The following is a 17705-nucleotide window of genomic DNA, read 5'->3' on the forward strand; positions in this document are numbered from 1 at the left end:
CGTGCGCATATGTTCCGCACACGGCCTGCCTTGCAGAGTGCCGCCAACCGCCAGCCCCGGAGGTCCCCATGTGTCTTGCCGTTCCCATGGAAGTTACTGCCATCCATGACAAAATAGCCGATGTCGAGATCGGCGGCGTGACCCGCCAGGTCCGACTTGACCTCATTGATGCGGCCCCGGCCCTGGGCGATTTCGTCATTGTCCACGCCGGCTTCGCCATCCGTCGCCTGGACCGGGACGACGCCCTGGAGACCATCAAGCTCTTTCAGGAAGGGTTGGGCCTTGAACTCATTTGACGCCTTCAAGGACCCGGCCCTGTGCCGGGCGCTCCTGGATCGGCTGCGAGCCGAGGCCACCGAGCCGTTTCGGTTCATGGAAGTCTGCGGCACCCATACCGTATCCATCTTCCAGTCCGGGCTGCGCAGCCTGCTGCCGGCCACCATCACCCATGTGACCGGCCCGGGCTGTCCGGTCTGCGTTACCCACGAATCGGAAGTGGCCTGTTTCCTGGAACTGGCCGGCCGCGACGATGTCGTCATCGCCACTTTCGGCGATCTCATGCGCGTGCCCGGTCCCAAGGGCAAAAGCCTCAAGACCGCCCAGGCCGACGGGGCGCGCATCGAGGTGGTCTATTCGCCCATAGACGCCCTGGCCGTGGCTGCGGCCAATCCCGGGCGCACCGTGGTTTTCCTGGGCGTCGGCTTTGAGACCACGGCCCCGGCCGTAGCCGCCACCATCCGGCTGGCCCGGGAACAACAGCTGACAAACTTCCGGGTGCTGTGCTTCCACAAGCTGGTGCCGCCCGCCCTGGAGGCCCTGCTGGCCGACCCGGACATCAATATCGACGCCTTCATTTTGCCCGGCCATGTCTCGGCCATCATCGGCGCGGTCCCGTACGCTTTTTTGGCCGACCGCTATGAGATGCCGGCGGTCATCACCGGCTTTGAGCCGCTGGACATCCTCGCCGCACTCCTGGAAATCGTGGCCATGCGCCAAAGCGGCCAACCGGCCGTGGTCAACGCCTACACCCGGGTGGTGGCCGATGACGGCAATCCCGTGGCCCGGGCGGTGATGGACGAAGTCTTTATGCCGGTCGATGCCCTGTGGCGCGGCCTTGGGCTGCTGCCCGGCAGCGGGCTGGCCATTCGCCCGGAATTCGCCGCCTTCGACGCCCTGGGCCTGCCCGGCGTGGCCCTGCGCGAGACCCCACCCCTGGCCGGCTGCCGCTGCGGCGACGTGCTCAAAGGCAAAATGGCCCCCAATGAGTGCCCGCTGTTCGACAAGGCCTGCACCCCGGCCACGCCCGTTGGACCGTGCATGGTCTCCACCGAAGGCGGCTGCGCAGCCTTTCACAAGTACAAGCTTGATTTGTAAGTGGGCATAGATAGGATAAAGAATGCCTCCGGCGGCCGGGGGGATGATCCCCCCGGACCCCTGCAATGGGAGAAGTTTTAAAGGGGGTCTTGGCGCGCTCTGGCAATCCGGTATGGTGTGGGCCATGGCAGTTTGCGGCCGTGGTCGGAGGGGCAGGACGCTGATGGCCCGTGGTGCATCCAGTGCATTGCGAAACAGCTCGTTTTGCACACTCCGGCGATTTCGGGCAAAAGACCGCACAGACGCCCATAACACTGCAAACGCTGATCTGAGTGGGTTTCCAAAAGGGGTCCCCCCTTTGGCCGCCGGAGGCAAGCCTCCCTCACGAACCTCACTTGCAAAGGTTTATCCATGGACAAGGTTTTGCTCGATTACGGCAGCGGCGGCCGGGCTTCCCACCGGTTTGTGGCCGACCTTTTCTTCAAGTATCTCGGCAACGATATTCTGGCCCGCATGGATGACGCAGCCGTGTTGTCCCTGACCGGGCCGGTGGCCATGAGCACGGACAGTTTCGTGGTCGATCCCATCTTTTTTCCGGGCGGCAACATCGGCTCCCTGGCTGTGCATGGCACGGTCAACGATGTGGCCATGATGGGGGCGCGGCCCCTGTACCTGACCTGCGGCTTTATCCTGGAAGAAGGACTGCCCATGGACGATCTGGCCCGCATCGTGGCCTCCATGGGCGAGGCGGCGCGGCAGGCCGGGGTGCGGATCGTGGCCGGCGACACCAAGGTGGTGCCCCGCGGCGCGGCGGACAAGATTTTCATCAATACCACCGGCATCGGCGAGATCATGGTCGATCCGGCTCCCAGCGGGCATCGGGCGGCCCTGGGCGATGTGGTCATTGTGTCCGGCACCATGGGCGATCATGGGCTGGCCATCCTGTCCACCCGCGAGGGCCTGTCCTTTGATTCCCCGGTGGTCAGCGACAGCGCCGCCCTTGGCGGACTGGTCGGCAAGCTCCTGGCAGCTGTGCCTGGGGTGCATGTGTTGCGTGATCCGACCCGCGGAGGCCTGGCCACGACGCTCAATGAAATCGCCGGACAGTCGAACGTCGGCATCGAACTGATGCAGGCCGACATCCCGGTCGATCCGGCCGTGACCGGCGGTTGCGCCGTGCTTGGGCTGGACCCGCTGTATCTGGCCAATGAAGGCAAATTCCTGTGCATCCTGCCCGAAGCCGAGGCCCAGGCGGCCCTGGCCGTCTTGCGGGCCGATCCGCTCGGGACTGGAGCCGTGGTCATCGGCCGGGTGACGGGCGAACACGCCGGCAAGGTGGCCATGGTGACCCCCCTTGGCGGCAAACGGCTGCTCGGCATGCTTGAGGGCGAACAGTTGCCGCGCATCTGCTAGGCAGGCCGGCGACGTAATTTTTAACAGCAGGAGCGCAAACATGAGCGTATGCGATGTGGTGATCATGGGGGCCTTGGGCCGCATGGGCGCGACCCTGGTGCGGCTGGTCCAGGCCGATCCGGCGATCTTCCGGCTGGTCGGGGCCTTGGAGCGCAAGGGCTGTACGGCCGATCTGGCCAATCTGAACTGCGAAGTGGGCGACGATCTGACCACGGTGCTGGCCAAATGCCCGGGAGCGGTCATCATCGATTTCACGGCCCCGGAAAATTCGGTCAACGTGGCCAAAATCGCCGCCGCCTCGGGTAATCCCGTGGTTATCGGCACCACGGGCCTTACTGCGGAGCAGATAGCGTCCCTGGCCGTATCGGCCACAAAAACGTCCATCTTTTTCGCCCCCAACATGAGCGTGGGCTTAAACGTGCTGCTTGCCGTCCTGCCCGAGCTCGTGCGCAAACTTGGGCCGGCCTACAACCTTGAAGTGATGGAAATTCACCACAATAAGAAAGTCGACGCCCCCAGCGGCACGGCCATCAAGCTCGGCCAGTGTCTGGCCGAAGCTCGGGGTGCGGACTATGACGCGGTCAAGCGCCACACCCGCGACGGCATCATCGGGGCGCGCACCAGCGAAGAGATCGGCGTGGCCTCGATACGCGGCGGCGACGTCGTGGGCGACCACACCGTCTATTTCTTTGGACCGGGCGAACGCATTGAGGTGAAGCACCAGGTGCACACCCGTGACACCCTGGCCCAGGGGGCCTTGCGCGCCGTCCCCTGGATTGCTGCCCAGAAGCCCGGTCGGCTCTACGCCATGGCCGACATGCTGGCCTGATTTTTTTTGGAAAGGCGGTTGCACCAAGGGCACGGCTGTTCCTGCGGGAGCGGCCGTGCTTTTTTCATCAGTTGGGAGTGCCGGGACTGGCTGCGGGGGCTGCCCTCCCGGCCCGGGTGCTTGCTGTGTTTGCCAGAGCTTGCTGTTGACCGGAAACTACGGCGTTGGTCGCCAAGGAACGCGCGTCCTTGTTGGGCAGGTTGCAGTGCTGCCCGTGCTGTCGCAGCGGGTGTATCTTTATTTTGTAAAAGGGAGGGGGGATGACGGAAACCAACGCGGGCTGGTGGGTGCTGGCGGTTGGCGGCCCCTACGATGCAGACGATTTCGACCAGCGCGAGCGGGCACGCACCCGGTTGCGCCAAGAATTGCTGCTCCAGGCCATTGTGCCCGACGACTACGTCTGGGTCTGGGACGAGACCGACACGGCCCAGCTCGTGCTGCGAAGCTTTGGCAACCGCGCGGCAGCCGAGTCCTACGCCGCGTATTTGAGCGGTCGTGGCGTTGTTGCCCGGGTGACGCCGATTATGGACGAGCCCGGCGAGAATGTTGGCTGAGGCGGGAGGGCTGCATGGTGTGCGCACCAGAGGACGAATCGGCCTGAAGCTGCCGATCGCGGAGAAGGAGTGTACTTCATCGGTCCCTTGTCTGTCGCCACCCAAGACGGGCCAGGAGATGCGGGTGAGGAGCAGGAGTGTGCGTCATCGGTTCCTTGCCTGTCGCCTCCGTGTGCGTATTCTCCGGACAACCTGTCGCCGGCCTGGGTCAAACGTGTTCCCAACCTGACGTCGGTCTGTTCTCAACGTCCCCCCGCCTGTCGCCACTGTGTTCGTAACGCTCCCCGACCTGTCGCCTTAATGTGCAAAACTCCCCTCAGGCTGTTCGTTTCGTGTTCCTATCTGGTTCCTATCCGGCCGAGGCCTGTTCGAAAGGTGTCGCCAACGCGCCCTGAAATGTTCTTTTGTTGTTCCTTGTCTGTGCGTAACTAGAATAATAGCATAAAATAACACGCTAAAATTGTTTTATAGCCGGCTGGCAGCGATCTTCCGACCTGTGCCTCCTGTGTTCACAGGCTGTGCACAGTCTGTTCGAAAACATTCTAATAAACTAAAATAATTAACTATACTTAAGAGAGAAAAGGCAACCCTTGGAAAAAAAAACCAGGCCGGTCATACTCAGCCCATGCCATTGCCATTTCATCCGCTGGTCAGCGATTGGTTCACCCGCCAGGTCGGCCAACCCACCGACATCCAGACCCGGGCCTGGCCGCGCATCGCCGCCGGCGAACACGTCCTGGCCGTGGCTCCGACCGGGTCCGGCAAGACCCTGACCGCCTTCCTGGCCGCCCTGGACGCCCTGGCCACCGGCCGCTGGCCCACCGGCCAGACCAGCGTGGTCTATGTCTCGCCGCTCAAGGCTCTCGGCAGCGACGTGCGGGCCAATCTGGTGCGCCCGCTTACCGGCCTGCGCCAGACCTTTGCCGCTGCCGGCGTTGCCTTCCCCCACATCCGGGCCGAAATCCGCTCCGGCGACACCCCGGCCGATGCCCGACGGCGGATGCTGCGCCAGCCCCCGGAAATTCTCATCACCACCCCGGAATCGCTGAACCTGCTCCTGAGTTCCAAGGGCGGCCGGGGGATGCTTGGGGCGGTGCGGCTGGTCATTCTCGATGAAATCCATGCCGTGGCCGGGTCCAAACGCGGCGTGTTTCTTCTGGCCGGGGTGGAACGGTTGGCTTTGCTGGCTGGTGAATTCCAGCGCGTGGCCCTCTCGGCCACGGTGTCGCCGCTGGCAACCGTTGCCGCCATGGTCGGCGGCTTCCGGCCCGCTGGCGAAGCGGCCGATGGGGCACTTGTCCCGCGCCCGGTGGCGGTGGTGGCCAGCCCGGCCGAGAAGCGGCTGGAGTTGCGGGTGGAGTACGCCTCCTGGGACGAGCGGGAGACGCCGGAGGCCTCGTTTCTGACCCTGGTTGCGGCCAGGGTGCGCCGGCGCATTGCCGCCAATCGCACCACGCTCGTGTTCGTCAACAGCCGCAAACTCTGCGAAAAGCTCACCCGGCTGGTCAACGCCGATCTGGACGAGCCGCTGGCCCACGCCCACCACGGGTCCCTGGCCAAGGAGCTGCGCCAGGCCGTGGAAGCGCGCCTCAAGACCGGGGAGCTTCGGGCGGTGGTGGCCACCAATTCTTTGGAACTTGGCATCGACATCGGGTCCGTGGACGAGGTTCTGCTGGTTGAATGTCCTCCAACCGTGAGCGCGGCGGTCCAGCGCATTGGTCGCTCGGGCCATGGCGTGGGCGAGGTCAGCCGGGCGATTTTTCTCCCCACCTCGGAAAAGGACCTGCTTGAAGCGGCAGTCATGGCCAAGGCGGCGGCCGGACGCGACATCGAGCCGCTACGACCGGTGGAGGCCCCGCTCGATGTCCTGGCCCAGGTGTTGGTGGCCATGCTCGGGGTTGAGACCTGGGACGTGGACGGGCTGTATGTGGCCGTGCGCCGCTGCTGGTCCTACCGTGACCTGGGCCGCACGGCCTTTGACCTGACCCTTGGCATGTTGGCCGGGCGCTATGCCGCCACCCGCCTGCGCGAACTCTCGCCCCTGGTGGCCATCGACGCCCTTGACGGCACGGCCTCGGCCCGGGCCGGGGCGCTTTTGCGGCTTTACGCCTCGGGCGGGGTCATTGCCGACCGGGGCTACTACGCCCTGCGCCGCCAGGACCTGGGCACGCGCCTGGGCGAACTCGACGAGGTCTTTGTCTGGGAAGCGCGTCTGGGCCAGGTCTTCGCCTTTGGGGCGCACAACTGGCGCATCGAGCGCATCACCGACGCCGATGTCTTTGTTGCGCCAGCCCCGGCCGGGGCGGTGCCGGCTCCCTTCTGGCTGGGCGATCCCCGCTCCCGGGACCGTCATTTCTCCGCCCGCATCGGCGATTTTCTGGAAGAGGCCGACGCCCGGCTGGGTGATCCCGCCTATGTCCGAGAACTGGAGACAGACTATTGTTTGGAACCGGCCGCCGCCCAGGTCCTGGTCGGCTACCTGCGCCGCCAGCAGGAGGCCACTGGCGCGGCCCTGCCCCATGCCCGCCATCTGCTCATTGAAGTGACCGACACCGGCCCGGGTGGTGCGCCCGGCAATCAGGTCATCCTGCATGCGCCCCTGGGACTGGCCGTTACCGCGCCGCTTGGGCTGGCCCTGGAAACCGGCCTGGAGGCGCTGACCGGGCATCCGGTCCCGGTCTTTGCCGGCAACGACTGCGTGGCCGTCACCCTGCCCGGCGATATCGATCCCCTGGCTGTGTTGTCGGCGGTGCCGGCCCGGGACGTGGGCGAACTGGTGCGGGCGCGTCTGGAAGGCTCAGGCGCGTTTGGCGCGGCTTTCCGAGAGGCTGCCGGCCGGGCCTTGCTGTTGCCCCGCGACGGTTTTGGCAAACGCCAGCCGCTGTGGATCACCCGGCTGCGGGCGCGAAAGCTCCTGGCCGCCGTGGCCGACTATGGCGACTTTCCCATCGTGCTGGAGGCCTGGCGCACCTGTCTGGTCGATCTTTTCGATCCGGCCGGGCTGGCCGAATTCCTGGGGGCCGCCCAGTCCGGGGGGCTGGCCGTCACGGTGGCCAAAACCCGGGTGCAAAGCCCCTTTGCCGCCGATCTCGTCTGGCGGCACATCACCGAATACATGTACTTGACCGATGCCGGCACAGCCGCCGGCCCAACCGGGGCGCGGCCGGATCTGGTGGCCGAGGTGGCCCGCGGTCCGGATCGGCCGGCCGTGTCCGAAGCGGTTGCCGCCGCTTTTGAGCAAAGACGCCAGCGTCTCTATCCGGGCTATGCCCCGGGCAGTGCGGCCGAACTCCTGGAGCACGTCAAAGAACGCATCTGCCTGCCCCAGGCCGAGTGGCGGGCCATCCTGGACGCCATGGCCCGCGACCATGGCCTGACGGCGGATTCTCTGGAAACGGCTCTGGCCGCCAAACTGGCCTGCATTGAACCGATCCCCGGCGGAGAAGGGCTGGTGGTCGCCCTGGAGCGGGCCGTTGCCGTGGCCCAGGCCTTTTGGCGCGACGTTGCCCTGGTCCGGCCCATGGCTGCAACGGCCAAGTTGCCGCGTCGGCGCACCGGGGCAGAGGATGACGAACGAGCCGCCCGGGAAGGGCTTTTGGGGCAGTGGCTCTCCTTTTACGGTCCCCGCAGCCTGGACTCCCTGGTCGGGCTGCTGGGGCTTTCGCCGGCAATCCTTCAAGCGTTGCTTGAGGATTTGCAGGCGGCCGGCGAGGTGGTGGCAGGGCGGCTGCTCACCGGCCGGGAGGAGGTGCACTGGTGCGATGCAGCCAATTTCGAGACCTTGCTCCGTCTGGCCCGGGCGGCCAGGCGTCCGGTCCTGACCGCGCTGCCGGCCGGACATGTGCCCTATTTCCTGGCCATCTGGCAGGGGCTTGCCCGGCCGGCCGTCGATCCGTCCGGCCTGGCCGAACGGGTGGAGCGATTGAGCTGTCTGCCGCTGCCGGCCGGGCTGTGGGAGACCGAGGTGTTGCCGGCTCGTTGTCCGACCTATGACCCGGCCCGACTCGACGCTGCCCTGGAGGCGTCGGGCCTGCAGTGGTTCGGGGCAGGGAAACAGAAGGTGCTCTTTGCCCGGCCAGACGACCTCGATCTGGCCGGATTTACCCCTCGCACCGCCGAGAGCGGGCTTTTCCCGGATATTCGGGCCGGCTATGATTTTTCGAGTCTGCTGGAGATCACGGGCCTCTCGCCCAAGGCCCTGACCGAACGGCTGTGGCAGGCGGTCTGGAAGGGTGAGGCGGCCTGCGACGGCATGGCCGTGTTGCGCCGGGGCGTGGCCAATGGGTTTACGGCCGAGGAGGCGTTCACCCGGTCTGCCCGGGGCGGACGGCAGGCGTTTCGGCGCACGTCGCCCGGGCGGTTTGCCGGCTCGTTGCCCCTGGCCGGGGTATGGCGGGCGCTTCGGGTGCCGCCCTTGCCGGATTATCCCGTGGCCCTGGAAGCCCTGGCCATGGACCGGGCCCGGCTGCTCCTTGCCCGCTACGGCGTGGTCTGCCGCGACATGCTGGCCCGCGAGGTCCCGGCTCTGGGCTGGAGTGGGGTTTTTCGGGCCTTGCGGCGCATGGAATTATCCGGCGAAGTCGTGTCCGGCGAGTTCTTCGCCGGCCTGTCCGGGCCGCAATTTGCCGACGGCCGGGCTGTCCGCCTGCTTACGGCCGGGCTTTCGGGCGACGAGCCGTGGTGGATTGCCGGACGCGACCCGGCCGCTTTCTGGGGCGCGGTGGACCAGACTGGTTCTCATGCCCTGGCTGGCGTTGGCGGGCATACGGTCCCGGCGGACCTTGTTCTGCCGCGTCGCACCGCCGGGACCTGGGTCTCCTTTGCCGGGGCGCGTCCGGTCGCGGTTTTCGAGGCCGGCGGCGGACGCATGACCCTGGGGCTGTCCCCGGATGCAACCGGACTGCCGGCTGCCCTGGCTCCGCTTGTCCACGTGCTCACCCGGCGAACTGCACCCGAGTCGCGGCTGGTTGTCGCCACCATAAACGACGTCCCGGCCGGGGAGAGCCCGTACCGGGACGTCTTGCGGCTGCTTTTTGAGGTGGTGGGGGAGCGCCGGGGTCTGACGCTCTATCGCAGGCGCACCGACCCAGGTGTACCGGAGCCTGGGTGATTCCCGTCAAGTGCGAACACCAACGGTTAGGCCCCCGGCCCCCTCTCCTCTTTTCTTACGCAACTGTCGTTCCTCGACTTGGCAACGCGCCCAGTCAGATCAAAGAACCCCAGGTGGGATTCCAAAGGGGTCACCCCTTTGGCCGCCGGAGGCATTCCCCCAGCTTCTCTTCATCTCCCCCTAACGGGCCGCCCGGCCTGTGCCGTGGTACATCTTGGCTTCGGTCTTGGCCGGTTTTTTCTGCAGGTATGTGTAGCGTTTGCCGGCCACTTCGGCAAAGCGGGCCAGGATGGCCGGCAGATCGGACTCCTGAAGCTCCGCAGCCAGGGGCGCGTGGCGGCCAAGGCGCGGGGAGAGCGTATAGCCCGGGGCCTGTCCCGGGGTCAGGACAATGTCCTCGTAGAGAATTTCAAAGGCCTCGCTGTGTCCAGCCACGACGCCGTTTAAGAGCTCCAGCATGGTGTAGACAAAAAATTTCTGCACATCGGCCGTTGATTCGGCCAATCCCATGCTTTCGCGGAATTTTGGGGTCAATTCGTTCTCAAGTTTGGTAAACGAAGCCATTCTGGTCATAGAGCCTCCCTGTTTGGGGTTAGGATAGTCATAGCGCACAATAGGTGGACAGGGGAAGGGCGCTTGCCATTTTCTGCGCCTTTGGCCATGAGGTGGTTTCGTGGGGAAGGCCTGCCGCGTTTCGCCAACTTTCGCCAAGGAGCTGCCTGTGACCCTGCCTGAACGTCCCAATGCCGCCTCTTTCGCCCGGGTCGTCAACCGGGAACTGCGCAGCGAATCCGATGCACTGGTCCCCTGGTTTCTGGCCAACATGCCGGCCTATTATTTTCGCACCCACGCCCCGGCCGAACAGGCCCGCCATATCCGGGCCGTGATTTCCGGCGAGGTGCTCTCCGGCGGCCAGTCGGCCACCTTGTGGAATCACGAGCGGACCCGCGTCACCCGCATTGCCCCGGCCGGAACGCAAGCCCTGCTGGAGCATCTGGCGGAACGCGCCGGCGACAATATCCGCACCTCCCGCCTCTACGCCTCCCAGGATGGCCGGTTGCGCCTGGACACCTTTTTGCTGGAGCCGCAGGAGCCGGTCGGGAGCGGCAGCCGGGCCATGCGGCAGGCCGTTCGCCTCATGGAATCCGGCGGCCATCTCGACCCCAGGCTTCGCCAGGATTTCATCGCCTTTTTGCGCGGCGCACCGGCGGATTACGTGGAGAAGTTCGATCCTCTCCGGGCGGCCCGCCACTTTGCCCTGGCCAAAGAACTGGAAGGGGAGGACGGCGTGCGGGTTGAGCTGCACCTGCTGGCCGAAAATACCGAGAGCCGGCTGGTGGTGGCCATGCGCGAACCGCCGCGAAGCGGGCTGTTGTTGCAGGTGGCCCGCACGGTCCTGGCCGAGGAGCTCGACATCCTGCGCGGCTATTCCGACCGCTTTGTCCTCCCGGACGGCGATGTCTCGGTCATAAGCCTCTATGTGGCCAAGGACGGCCTGGCGATTGACGCCGGGCATCCAGCCTGGAAGCGGTTGCGGGTGCGCCTTCGCCGAGTCAAATGGACCGTGCCGATGGTCCTGGACGCCCTGACCCGGGAATACGGCCTGACCCCGGAAGAAACCGAGCTGACGGCTGCCGGGTGCGAATGCGTGCGCCAGTTTTTGGTCGGCCACAATCCCCATGCCTTTAGTTCCTACAACGTCAATCAGGCCGTGCTGCGTCATGTGCCCCAGATCCGGGCCTGTCTGGTCGCCTTCGACGCTAGGTTCAACCCGGCCCTGGCCGACCGCCATCGGCAGACCGAAGCCGCCGAGGCCGCAGCCCGGGCCGACATTGCGGCTGTCGAGGACGAGGTGGCCCGGCGCATCCTCTTGGGCCTGCTCGCTTTGTGGCGGCATACCCGGCGCACCAACGCCTACCTGCCAGAGCGTTTCGGACTGGCGTTTCGTCTCGACCCGGCGGTCATCGAGGCGATTTCCGGCCAATTGCCCGGAGATGGCGAGCAGCTGCCCCATGCCCTGTTTTATTTGAGCGGCCCGCACATGCGCGGCTTTCATGTGCGCTATCGGGAAATGGCCCGGGGAGGGGTGCGTCTGGTGCGGGCCAAAACCTCGGCCCAGCTTGAGGCCGAGGCCGGGCGTCTGTACGCCGAAGCCAAGAATCTGGCCCTGTCCCAGCAGTTTAAAAACAAGGACATTCCCGAGGGCGGGGCCAAGGCCGTGCTGCTGCTTGGTCCCGGGGCCGATGCCACGCTGGCGCTTAAAAGCGCTGTGGACGGCCTGCTCGACCTGCTGGTCCTGGATGAGGGCGGGGAGAAGAGCCTGCCTGGGGTGGTGGACCATCTTGGCCACCCGGAACTCGTCTATCTTGGCCCCGACGAAGGCATCACGCCGGATCACATCCGTTGGATCGTGCGCCGGGCCGTAGAACGCGGCTATGGCTGGCCGCGCACGTTTATGAGCTCCAAGCCCGAAGGCGGCATCAACCACAAACGCTATGGCGTCACCAGTCTTGGCGTGCTGGAGTTCGCCGATGCTTTTTTGCGCGAGGCCGGCATCAACCCCGACGCTGCGACCTTTACCGTCAAGCTGACCGGCGGACCGGCCGGGGATGTGGCCGGCAATGCTTTGCTTGAGCTTTTTGCCCGCTACGGCGACCGGGCCAGGGTGGTGGCGGTCAGCGATGGACACGGCGCAGCCTATGATCCGCGCGGACTGGATCATGCCGAACTGGCCCGCCTGGTTGCGGCCGAACACCACATTGCCGGCTTTTCCCCGGACCGGCTTTCCGGCGACGGCGCTTTTGTGGTGCGTTCCGACACCCCCGGCGGAGCCAAGATTCGCAGCAGCCTGCACAATACGGCGGCAGCCGATCTCTTCATTCCGGCAGGTGGCCGGCCCGACACCATAAACGACGGCAATTGGCGGGAATTTTGCGATTCTGCCGGCCGTCCTTCGGCCCGGGTCATCATCGAGGGGGCCAACCTGTTCCTGACCGGCCCGGCCCGACAGCATCTGGAAGCGGCCGGCGCGCTGATCGCGCCGGGCCCCTCGGCCAACAAGGCCGGGGTGATCTGCTCGTCATATGAAATCCTGGCCGGCATGGCCATGAGCGAGGCCGAGTTCGCAGCCTGCAAGCGCCGGTATGTCCCGGAGGTGCTTGCCATCCTGCGCCAGAAATGTCGGGCTGAGGCCGGGCTGCTGTTGCGCGAGCGGCGGCTTTCCGGCGGCCGGATCGGGCTTGTGGCTTTAAGCCGCGACGTCTCTGCCGAGATTACCGCCCTCAAGGACGCCATTGGTCAGGCCCTGGCCCGGGAGGCCCCGACCGTGGCCGACGTGATCGGCGACAAACTGCTGCGGCGTCTTGTGGCCGAACACTGCCCGCCGCTGGTGGCCGCCCGCTTTTTCGACCAACTGCTGGCCACGGCCCCGGCATCGTATCTCCATGCGGTCATTGCCGCCCATGCCGCTTCCAGCATTGTCTACGCCGAAGGGTTGGGCTGGCTGTCGCGGCTGGTCGGATTGCGGGATCTCATGTCCGTGGTGCGGACCTACTTTGCCACAGCCGACGTGTTGGCCGGCCAGCTTGCGGCCATTGCCAAGAGCCGGCTGCCGGGCCGTCTGGAGATAGCCCACGTTTTGGCCCGTACCGGGCACAAGACGCTGTGCGAGGAGGCGTTGGCTTTGGATGGTCCAAGGCCCGGAGAGGTTTAGATCTTGATCCGTGGAGTGTCCAGACGGACCGGGGTGTTCCAGATGCGTTCGAGCAGGCGTTTGGCCTCGGCCAGGTCGGGATTAAGCGCCAGGGCCTCTTTGGCCATGCCTTCGGCCTCGGGCAGCTGGTTTTGCTCGAAATAGACCCGGGCGATGTTGAGCAGAAGATGGTCGTCGTCGCGGGAGAGCTCGCGAGCCCGGAAATAGTACTTGAGGGCCTCGGCGAACAGGCCTTTTTTGCGCAGATTGATGCCGAATTCGTTGAACAGGTGCTTGTGCTGCGGTTCAAAGGCCTCTTCCAGCCGGACCAGTCGGTCGAAGATATAGGTGGCCTTGTCGGTTTTGTTCAAGGCCAGATAGACCAGTCCCAGGCCGAAATTGGCCCGGATGTTGTCTTCGTCGATGCGCTTGATCTTTTGATATTCCTGCTCGGCATTGGCGTACTTGGCCGTTGTGCGGTAGTGGTCGCCAACGAGCAGGGGCTGACTGAGCATGCGATAGCTCAGGTCAGGTTCGAGATGATATTCCTCAAAGAGCTTGTCGCGGGTGATGACAACGGCTTTGCCCTGGCGCTTGAAATCCATGTCCAGGCTTTGCACCTCGAACCGGTCATTGTCGATTTCCTTGACAAACCAATAGGTTTCGGAAAGGGCGGTATTTTTGGTAACGCCAAAACCGACCGTAATGGTCGTCTTGAGCGAAAAAATGCCGGTAATCCGGTTTTCCTGGGTCATGGGGGCGGCCTGTGTGTCCTCAGACGTCCATGGCCAGACGGTCCTGGCCGGCGTCGGTGGCAGCCGTTTTCGGGGGTGCGGAAAGTTGATCGTATTGCTTGGCGTGTAATTTGGCAAGGAGCTGGGCGGCTTCGGGGAAAGGATTGCGAACCTGGATGGCTCGCTCCAGATGCTTGATGGCCTGGGCATAGTCCTTGGCAAAAATGCAGGCCTTGGCGATGTTGTACAAGAGATTTTCGTCCTGGGGCGTCAGGGTCAGGGCCTGCGCATAGGCGTGCATGGCCCCGGCGTAGTCGCCCTTTTTGCGCAGGTCGATGCCCAGCGAATTGTATGGATTGATGGCGTCGGGATTGGCTTCAAGGATTTCGGCAAACAGTTCCTTGAGTTCGGCCAGGCGGTCCTGCAGGGCCAGAATTTCGGCTGATTTGTCCAGGAAAGCCCGGTAGTTGACATCGTCTCCCTTGCCTTTATAGGCCTGGGCCATGCCCTGGTAGGCCTCGGCGTACATGGAATTGAGGGCCACGGCCTTGTTAAAGGCCACGATGGCCTTGCCGAATTTCTGACGGTGCAGATAGTCCATGCCCTTGTCAAACCAGGCAAGCGACTCGTTTTCCTCTTCCACAATTTCGGAAAACTCCTGCAAGGCCTCGTCAAACTTTCCCTGTTGGACCAGTTCCTTGGCCGTATCCAGCTGTTCCGACTCGACGATGTCGGCGTTAGTCGTTTCAATAGCCAGCTGCAGATGGCGTTCAAAGGTGGTGCGGGAATAGGGTCGGATAATATAGCCGTTGCAACCAGCGGCAATGGCTTTGGTGACATGCTGAATTGTACTTTCCGGCGTGACCATGATGACGGGCAGCAGCTTGGATTTTGTGGCCTTTCGCAAGGCGCGCAGGCAGGCATACCCGTCCATGCCCTTGACTGCCGCATCGATGAGGACAACCTGGACCGTGTCTTCTTGAATCGGTTGGAGCAGGTCTTCCAGTTCATCGCTCACGAGAATGGTTTTGACCTTGAGCTCGAGACAACACTTCTTGTCTCTGGTGGCATGGTGCTGATTATTGGTCAGGATGGCGATGGAGAGGTCTTGCGTTTCCATGGTGCGCTCGGTTGGCCGGAGGATGTTTGTCCCTGTTGGTCTGGAGTCATAAGCAGGGGTAATCCCTGAAAAGAGCCCCGGAACCAAGGGAAAACCGGCAACCGTAGGCGAAAAACACTTTAGCATGGATTGCAGCGGAACCCAAGAGAAAAGCGAGAGCGTGCCTCACACCCGGGCCAGAGCCTCCTGCGCAAGCGCTGGTTCTGTCCTTGGCGCTGGATTCGTTTGTGTGGCAACCACCTCGTCTGAACTGCTGCAATCCCGCTTCGGCGTGCAGCACCGGCACAGTGCCAACGAGTCCCGATCTGTGCGTCGCTCTCCGGACGCACCGAGGCAAGGGGCTTCGTTACGCCAAGGCCGTACCTGCGGCATCCGTTCTTGAGACACACCCGGACGGAAGGATGGTCTTTGGGCGAAAGCAGGACTTTTGTTTGTTTCAGGAGCAGGCGGCGTACCTACCAACCGCCTCCACCTCCTCCCCCACCCCCGCCGCCGGAACTCCCGCCCCCGCCGCTGCCCGATACTGACCCCGGAGCTGTGGCCGAGGAACTGATGGCTGTGGAAAACCCCGAGCCCAGATTGTCGGCAAAGCCGGAGAAATCGCCCGAGGCAAACCCGTGGCCCACGTACCACGACGGGCTGTAGCCCTCGGCCGCTGCCCGGTTGAGGACATCGGCGAACTGGTCCGCCCAGGCGTTTTCCACATCCAGGGCCAGGGCGTAGGGCAGATAGCGCTCAAAAAGTTCCGGGGTGCGTTCGGGTGGGTTCAACAACTCCAGACGCTCGCGTTCCCCCACGGACAGGTACAGGCGAAAGCCTTCCAACGCGTCCATGATCCGGCGGCCTTCCTGGGTCGGGGCCTTGAGCAGATGCCAGAAGAGGGCGTTTAGCGCCGCGATAAGCATCAGACAGCCTGCGGCAGGGAGCGAAACGGCCACGGACAAAAAGGCCAGCCCGGCCACTTCGCCGATGAAAAACGGCACGGCGAGCAGGCAGGTGAAGACGGCGGCGAGAATGGTCATGAAACGTGGGCGCGCCCGGGCTCGGCGCAGGGCTCGCCAAGCCCGCAGGCCAAGTGCGGCCACGGCAAAGGTCCAAAAGCCGATCCAGGAAAAAAAGATGCCGGCCATTTCCGGGTCCTTGGCCCGAAATGCGGTCAGCCCGAAGGCGAGGAGCGACAGGGCCGCGCCCACGCAATAGAAACTCCGGTTGACCCGAAAAAACGACCCTTTATAGCTGCTCTGCAGGGCGCGTTCCAGACTTTCGCGGGCCTTGCGAATGCGGGCGTGATTTTCCTGTTCCATGCGCAAAGCCGGCAAGGCTCCCAGGAGGTCGTCGCGGATGTCGCGCTGCCAGGAGCCCTTGGGGAAGACGTTTTTGCCCCGGCCCACAATGTAGACGTCCTCGGCATCCTCAATGGTCACGCCGCCGGTCACGGCCATCTCCACCAGGCCGGCGGCAAAGGTTTTGTCGTCAAATCCCATGCGCCGCACATAGCGGGTAGCCGGGGCGGAAAGATCGGCCGGCGGGGTGAAAAGCGGGATGGTCAGGCCGCGCTTCGGGTCGCGCCCGACCAGATACCAGGCAGTCAGGAAAAAGACCGTCACCACCGCCAGACCGGCGGCTGCCATGTGAAAGGCCTGGCCGGACAGGGCTCGTTCCAGTGGCGTTGGCAGGGTGATAAAGCCTTTGGGAAAGGCCACGGCCACGGTCAGTCCCTGGCCGGGCGGCAGAGGCCGGGTTGTTTCGCAGAAAAAAATGCCCGGCGTGGTGTGGATGGTGTAGTCGCGGCCCTTGGCCCCGGCCGGGCCGGTGTAGGCGGCGGATTGCCTGATGTCGGCTCCGGGGGGCAGGTGGATTTCGGCGGCGGCCTTGTCGATGGGCAGGCGCCAGCCATTGCCGGTGACGTTCCAGTACAGTTCGTCGTAGCCGTCAAACAGGCCGATCTGGCCGTCGGTGGCGTAGGTCAGCTCGTAGACGTGCTCGCCTGGGGGAATGTTGACGCCTTTCTTGCCCATGTACACGTTGACGCCGTTTCCGGCGGACGCCGTATGATAGTCTTCGCTGTGGCCGTCGCGGCGCACGGACAGGACGCGAAAATCCACGGTCGCCGATTTGCCGTCGGGAGTGGTGTACCGGGTGGGAAATTCCCGGACGATGCCCTGGCGGATGCTGGCCCCGGTGGCCAGGACGCGGATGGTTTCGGTGACGGTCAGGTCCGCTGTCGCAGCGATGACGACGCGGCTGTCAAAGGACAGGATGCGTTCGGGGGCTGCGGCGGCCGGACCTGCCCAGGCCGCGGCGGGAAGGACGAGCGCGAAAAAGAGCTGGACGGCGGCGAAGGCGTTGCGGATCACGCCCCGGCTCCAGCATCGAAGCTGATGTGCGGGGCTGTTCGATCAGCCGGGTCGTCGAGTTCGAAATAGGGCAGAACGGAAAAACCGAATGGTCCTGAGACAAGATTGGCCGGAAATGTCTCGACTCGGTTGTTCTGGGCCCGAGCTGCGCCGTTGTAATAGCGTCTCGCCATCTGAATGTCCGTTTCGATGCTGGCCAGTTCCTGTTGCAAGGAAGCAAAATTCTCGCTGGCCCGCAGCTGTGGATAGCTTTCGGCCACGGCAAACAGTCGCCCCAGGGCCTGGGTCAGTTCGCCTTCCAGTCGGAAACGGGCACTGTCGTCCGGGGCGGCGGCAATTTTGGAACGCAGTCCCGTCACCGATTCCAGTACGCCGCGCTCATGCCCCATATACCCTTTGACGACGGCTACCAGATTGGGAATGAGATCGGCCCGGCGTTTGAGTTGCACGTCCACGCCGCTTTTGGCTTCCCCGGCCAGATTGCGGCCACGGACGAGACCATTGTACAGGGAAACGGCGTACAGGCCGAGCAGCACGAGAACGCCGAGAAGGACAAAAAGGGCGATCATGGGATTTCTCCTTG

Annotated in this window: 12 protein-coding genes; 7 read left to right on the plus strand and 5 right to left on the minus strand. The window is 64.4% G+C overall.

Translation table 11 applies throughout. The features are described 5' to 3' along the window. The first annotated feature begins 68 nt into the window (after positions 1 to 68). From NY78_RS02135 to NY78_RS02160, 6 genes are all read left to right on the plus strand, one after another. A complete protein-coding gene (locus NY78_RS02135; protein ID WP_043631006.1) occupies positions 69 to 296 on the plus strand; it encodes a HypC/HybG/HupF family hydrogenase formation chaperone in 228 nt (75 codons plus the stop codon). Beyond that, positions 283 to 1374 (plus strand): hydrogenase formation protein HypD, encoded by a 1092-nt coding sequence (gene hypD, locus NY78_RS02140; RefSeq protein ID WP_043631008.1) that lies wholly within the window; start codon positions 283 to 285, stop codon positions 1372 to 1374. Before NY78_RS02135 ends, hypD begins: the two co-directional genes overlap by 14 nt. Positions 1375 to 1725: 351 nt before the next feature. Continuing rightward, positions 1726 to 2727: a hydrogenase expression/formation protein HypE gene (gene hypE, locus NY78_RS02145; protein ID WP_043631011.1), complete on the plus strand. Its 1002-nt coding sequence runs from the start codon at positions 1726 to 1728 to the stop codon at positions 2725 to 2727. 40 nt (positions 2728 to 2767) lie between these two features. Then, entirely contained in the window at positions 2768 to 3556 is a 789-nt protein-coding gene (gene dapB / locus NY78_RS02150; RefSeq protein ID WP_043631014.1) for a 4-hydroxy-tetrahydrodipicolinate reductase, read from the plus strand. Positions 3557 to 3816: 260 nt separating this feature from the next. Continuing rightward, positions 3817 to 4110 (plus strand): hypothetical protein, encoded by a 294-nt coding sequence (locus NY78_RS02155; RefSeq protein ID WP_047959986.1) that lies wholly within the window; start codon positions 3817 to 3819, stop codon positions 4108 to 4110. Between the two features lie 625 nt (positions 4111 to 4735). Then, positions 4736 to 9220 (plus strand): DEAD/DEAH box helicase, encoded by a 4485-nt coding sequence (locus NY78_RS02160; protein WP_043631017.1) that lies wholly within the window; start codon positions 4736 to 4738, stop codon positions 9218 to 9220. 180 nt (positions 9221 to 9400) lie between these two features. On the opposite strand, the gene NY78_RS02165 is transcribed toward NY78_RS02160, so the two are convergent. Then, entirely contained in the window at positions 9401 to 9793 is a 393-nt protein-coding gene (locus NY78_RS02165) for a hypothetical protein (protein ID WP_043631019.1), read from the minus strand. A 148-nt stretch (positions 9794 to 9941) separates the two neighbouring features. Here NY78_RS02165 and NY78_RS02170 point away from each other — a divergent pair, with 148 nt between their 5' ends. Further along, positions 9942 to 12932, plus strand: coding sequence for an NAD-glutamate dehydrogenase domain-containing protein (locus NY78_RS02170; protein ID WP_043631022.1), 2991 nt, complete (start codon positions 9942 to 9944; stop codon positions 12930 to 12932). On the opposite strand, the gene NY78_RS02175 is transcribed toward NY78_RS02170, so the two are convergent. The 4 genes from NY78_RS02175 to NY78_RS02190 all read right to left on the minus strand — a co-directional run bounded on the left by NY78_RS02175 (position 12929) and on the right by NY78_RS02190 (position 17691). After that, positions 12929 to 13666 (minus strand): tetratricopeptide repeat protein, encoded by a 738-nt coding sequence (locus tag NY78_RS02175; RefSeq protein WP_043631025.1) that lies wholly within the window; start codon positions 13664 to 13666, stop codon positions 12929 to 12931. The two genes, NY78_RS02170 and NY78_RS02175, sit on opposite strands and share 4 nt — an antisense overlap. A 19-nt stretch (positions 13667 to 13685) precedes the next feature. Next, positions 13686 to 14765 (minus strand): tetratricopeptide repeat protein, encoded by a 1080-nt coding sequence (locus NY78_RS02180; RefSeq protein ID WP_043631028.1) that lies wholly within the window; start codon positions 14763 to 14765, stop codon positions 13686 to 13688. Between the two features lie 455 nt (positions 14766 to 15220). Further along, a complete protein-coding gene (locus NY78_RS02185) occupies positions 15221 to 17122 on the minus strand; it encodes a DUF2207 domain-containing protein (RefSeq protein WP_231583703.1) in 1902 nt (633 codons plus the stop codon). Continuing rightward, a complete protein-coding gene (locus tag NY78_RS02190; RefSeq protein ID WP_043631031.1) occupies positions 17119 to 17691 on the minus strand; it encodes a LemA family protein in 573 nt (190 codons plus the stop codon). The genes NY78_RS02185 and NY78_RS02190 overlap by 4 nt, the downstream gene beginning before the upstream one ends. Positions 17692 to 17705 lie beyond the last annotated feature (14 nt).

The sequence above is a fragment of the Desulfovibrio sp. TomC genome, from assembly GCF_000801335.2.
GTDB lineage: Bacteria > Desulfobacterota > Desulfovibrionia > Desulfovibrionales > Desulfovibrionaceae > Solidesulfovibrio.

Bases quoted from the DNA above. Each gene is read 5' to 3' on its own strand.
- NY78_RS02135 (WP_043631006.1), top strand. From the start codon at position 69: ATGTGTCTTGCCGTTCCCATGGAAGTTACTGCCATCCATGACAAAATA.
- NY78_RS02190 (WP_043631031.1), bottom strand. From the start codon at position 17,691: ATGATCGCCCTTTTTGTCCTTCTCGGCGTTCTCGTGCTGCTCGGCCTG.
- NY78_RS02180 (WP_043631028.1), bottom strand. From the start codon at position 14,765: ATGGAAACGCAAGACCTCTCCATCGCCATCCTGACCAATAATCAGCAC.
- NY78_RS02155 (WP_047959986.1), top strand. From the start codon at position 3,817: ATGACGGAAACCAACGCGGGCTGGTGGGTGCTGGCGGTTGGCGGCCCC.
- dapB (WP_043631014.1), top strand. From the start codon at position 2,768: ATGAGCGTATGCGATGTGGTGATCATGGGGGCCTTGGGCCGCATGGGC.
- hypE (WP_043631011.1), top strand. From the start codon at position 1,726: ATGGACAAGGTTTTGCTCGATTACGGCAGCGGCGGCCGGGCTTCCCAC.
- NY78_RS02165 (WP_043631019.1), bottom strand. From the start codon at position 9,793: ATGACCAGAATGGCTTCGTTTACCAAACTTGAGAACGAATTGACCCCA.
- NY78_RS02175 (WP_043631025.1), bottom strand. From the start codon at position 13,666: ATGACCCAGGAAAACCGGATTACCGGCATTTTTTCGCTCAAGACGACC.
- NY78_RS02160 (WP_043631017.1), top strand. From the start codon at position 4,736: ATGCCATTGCCATTTCATCCGCTGGTCAGCGATTGGTTCACCCGCCAG.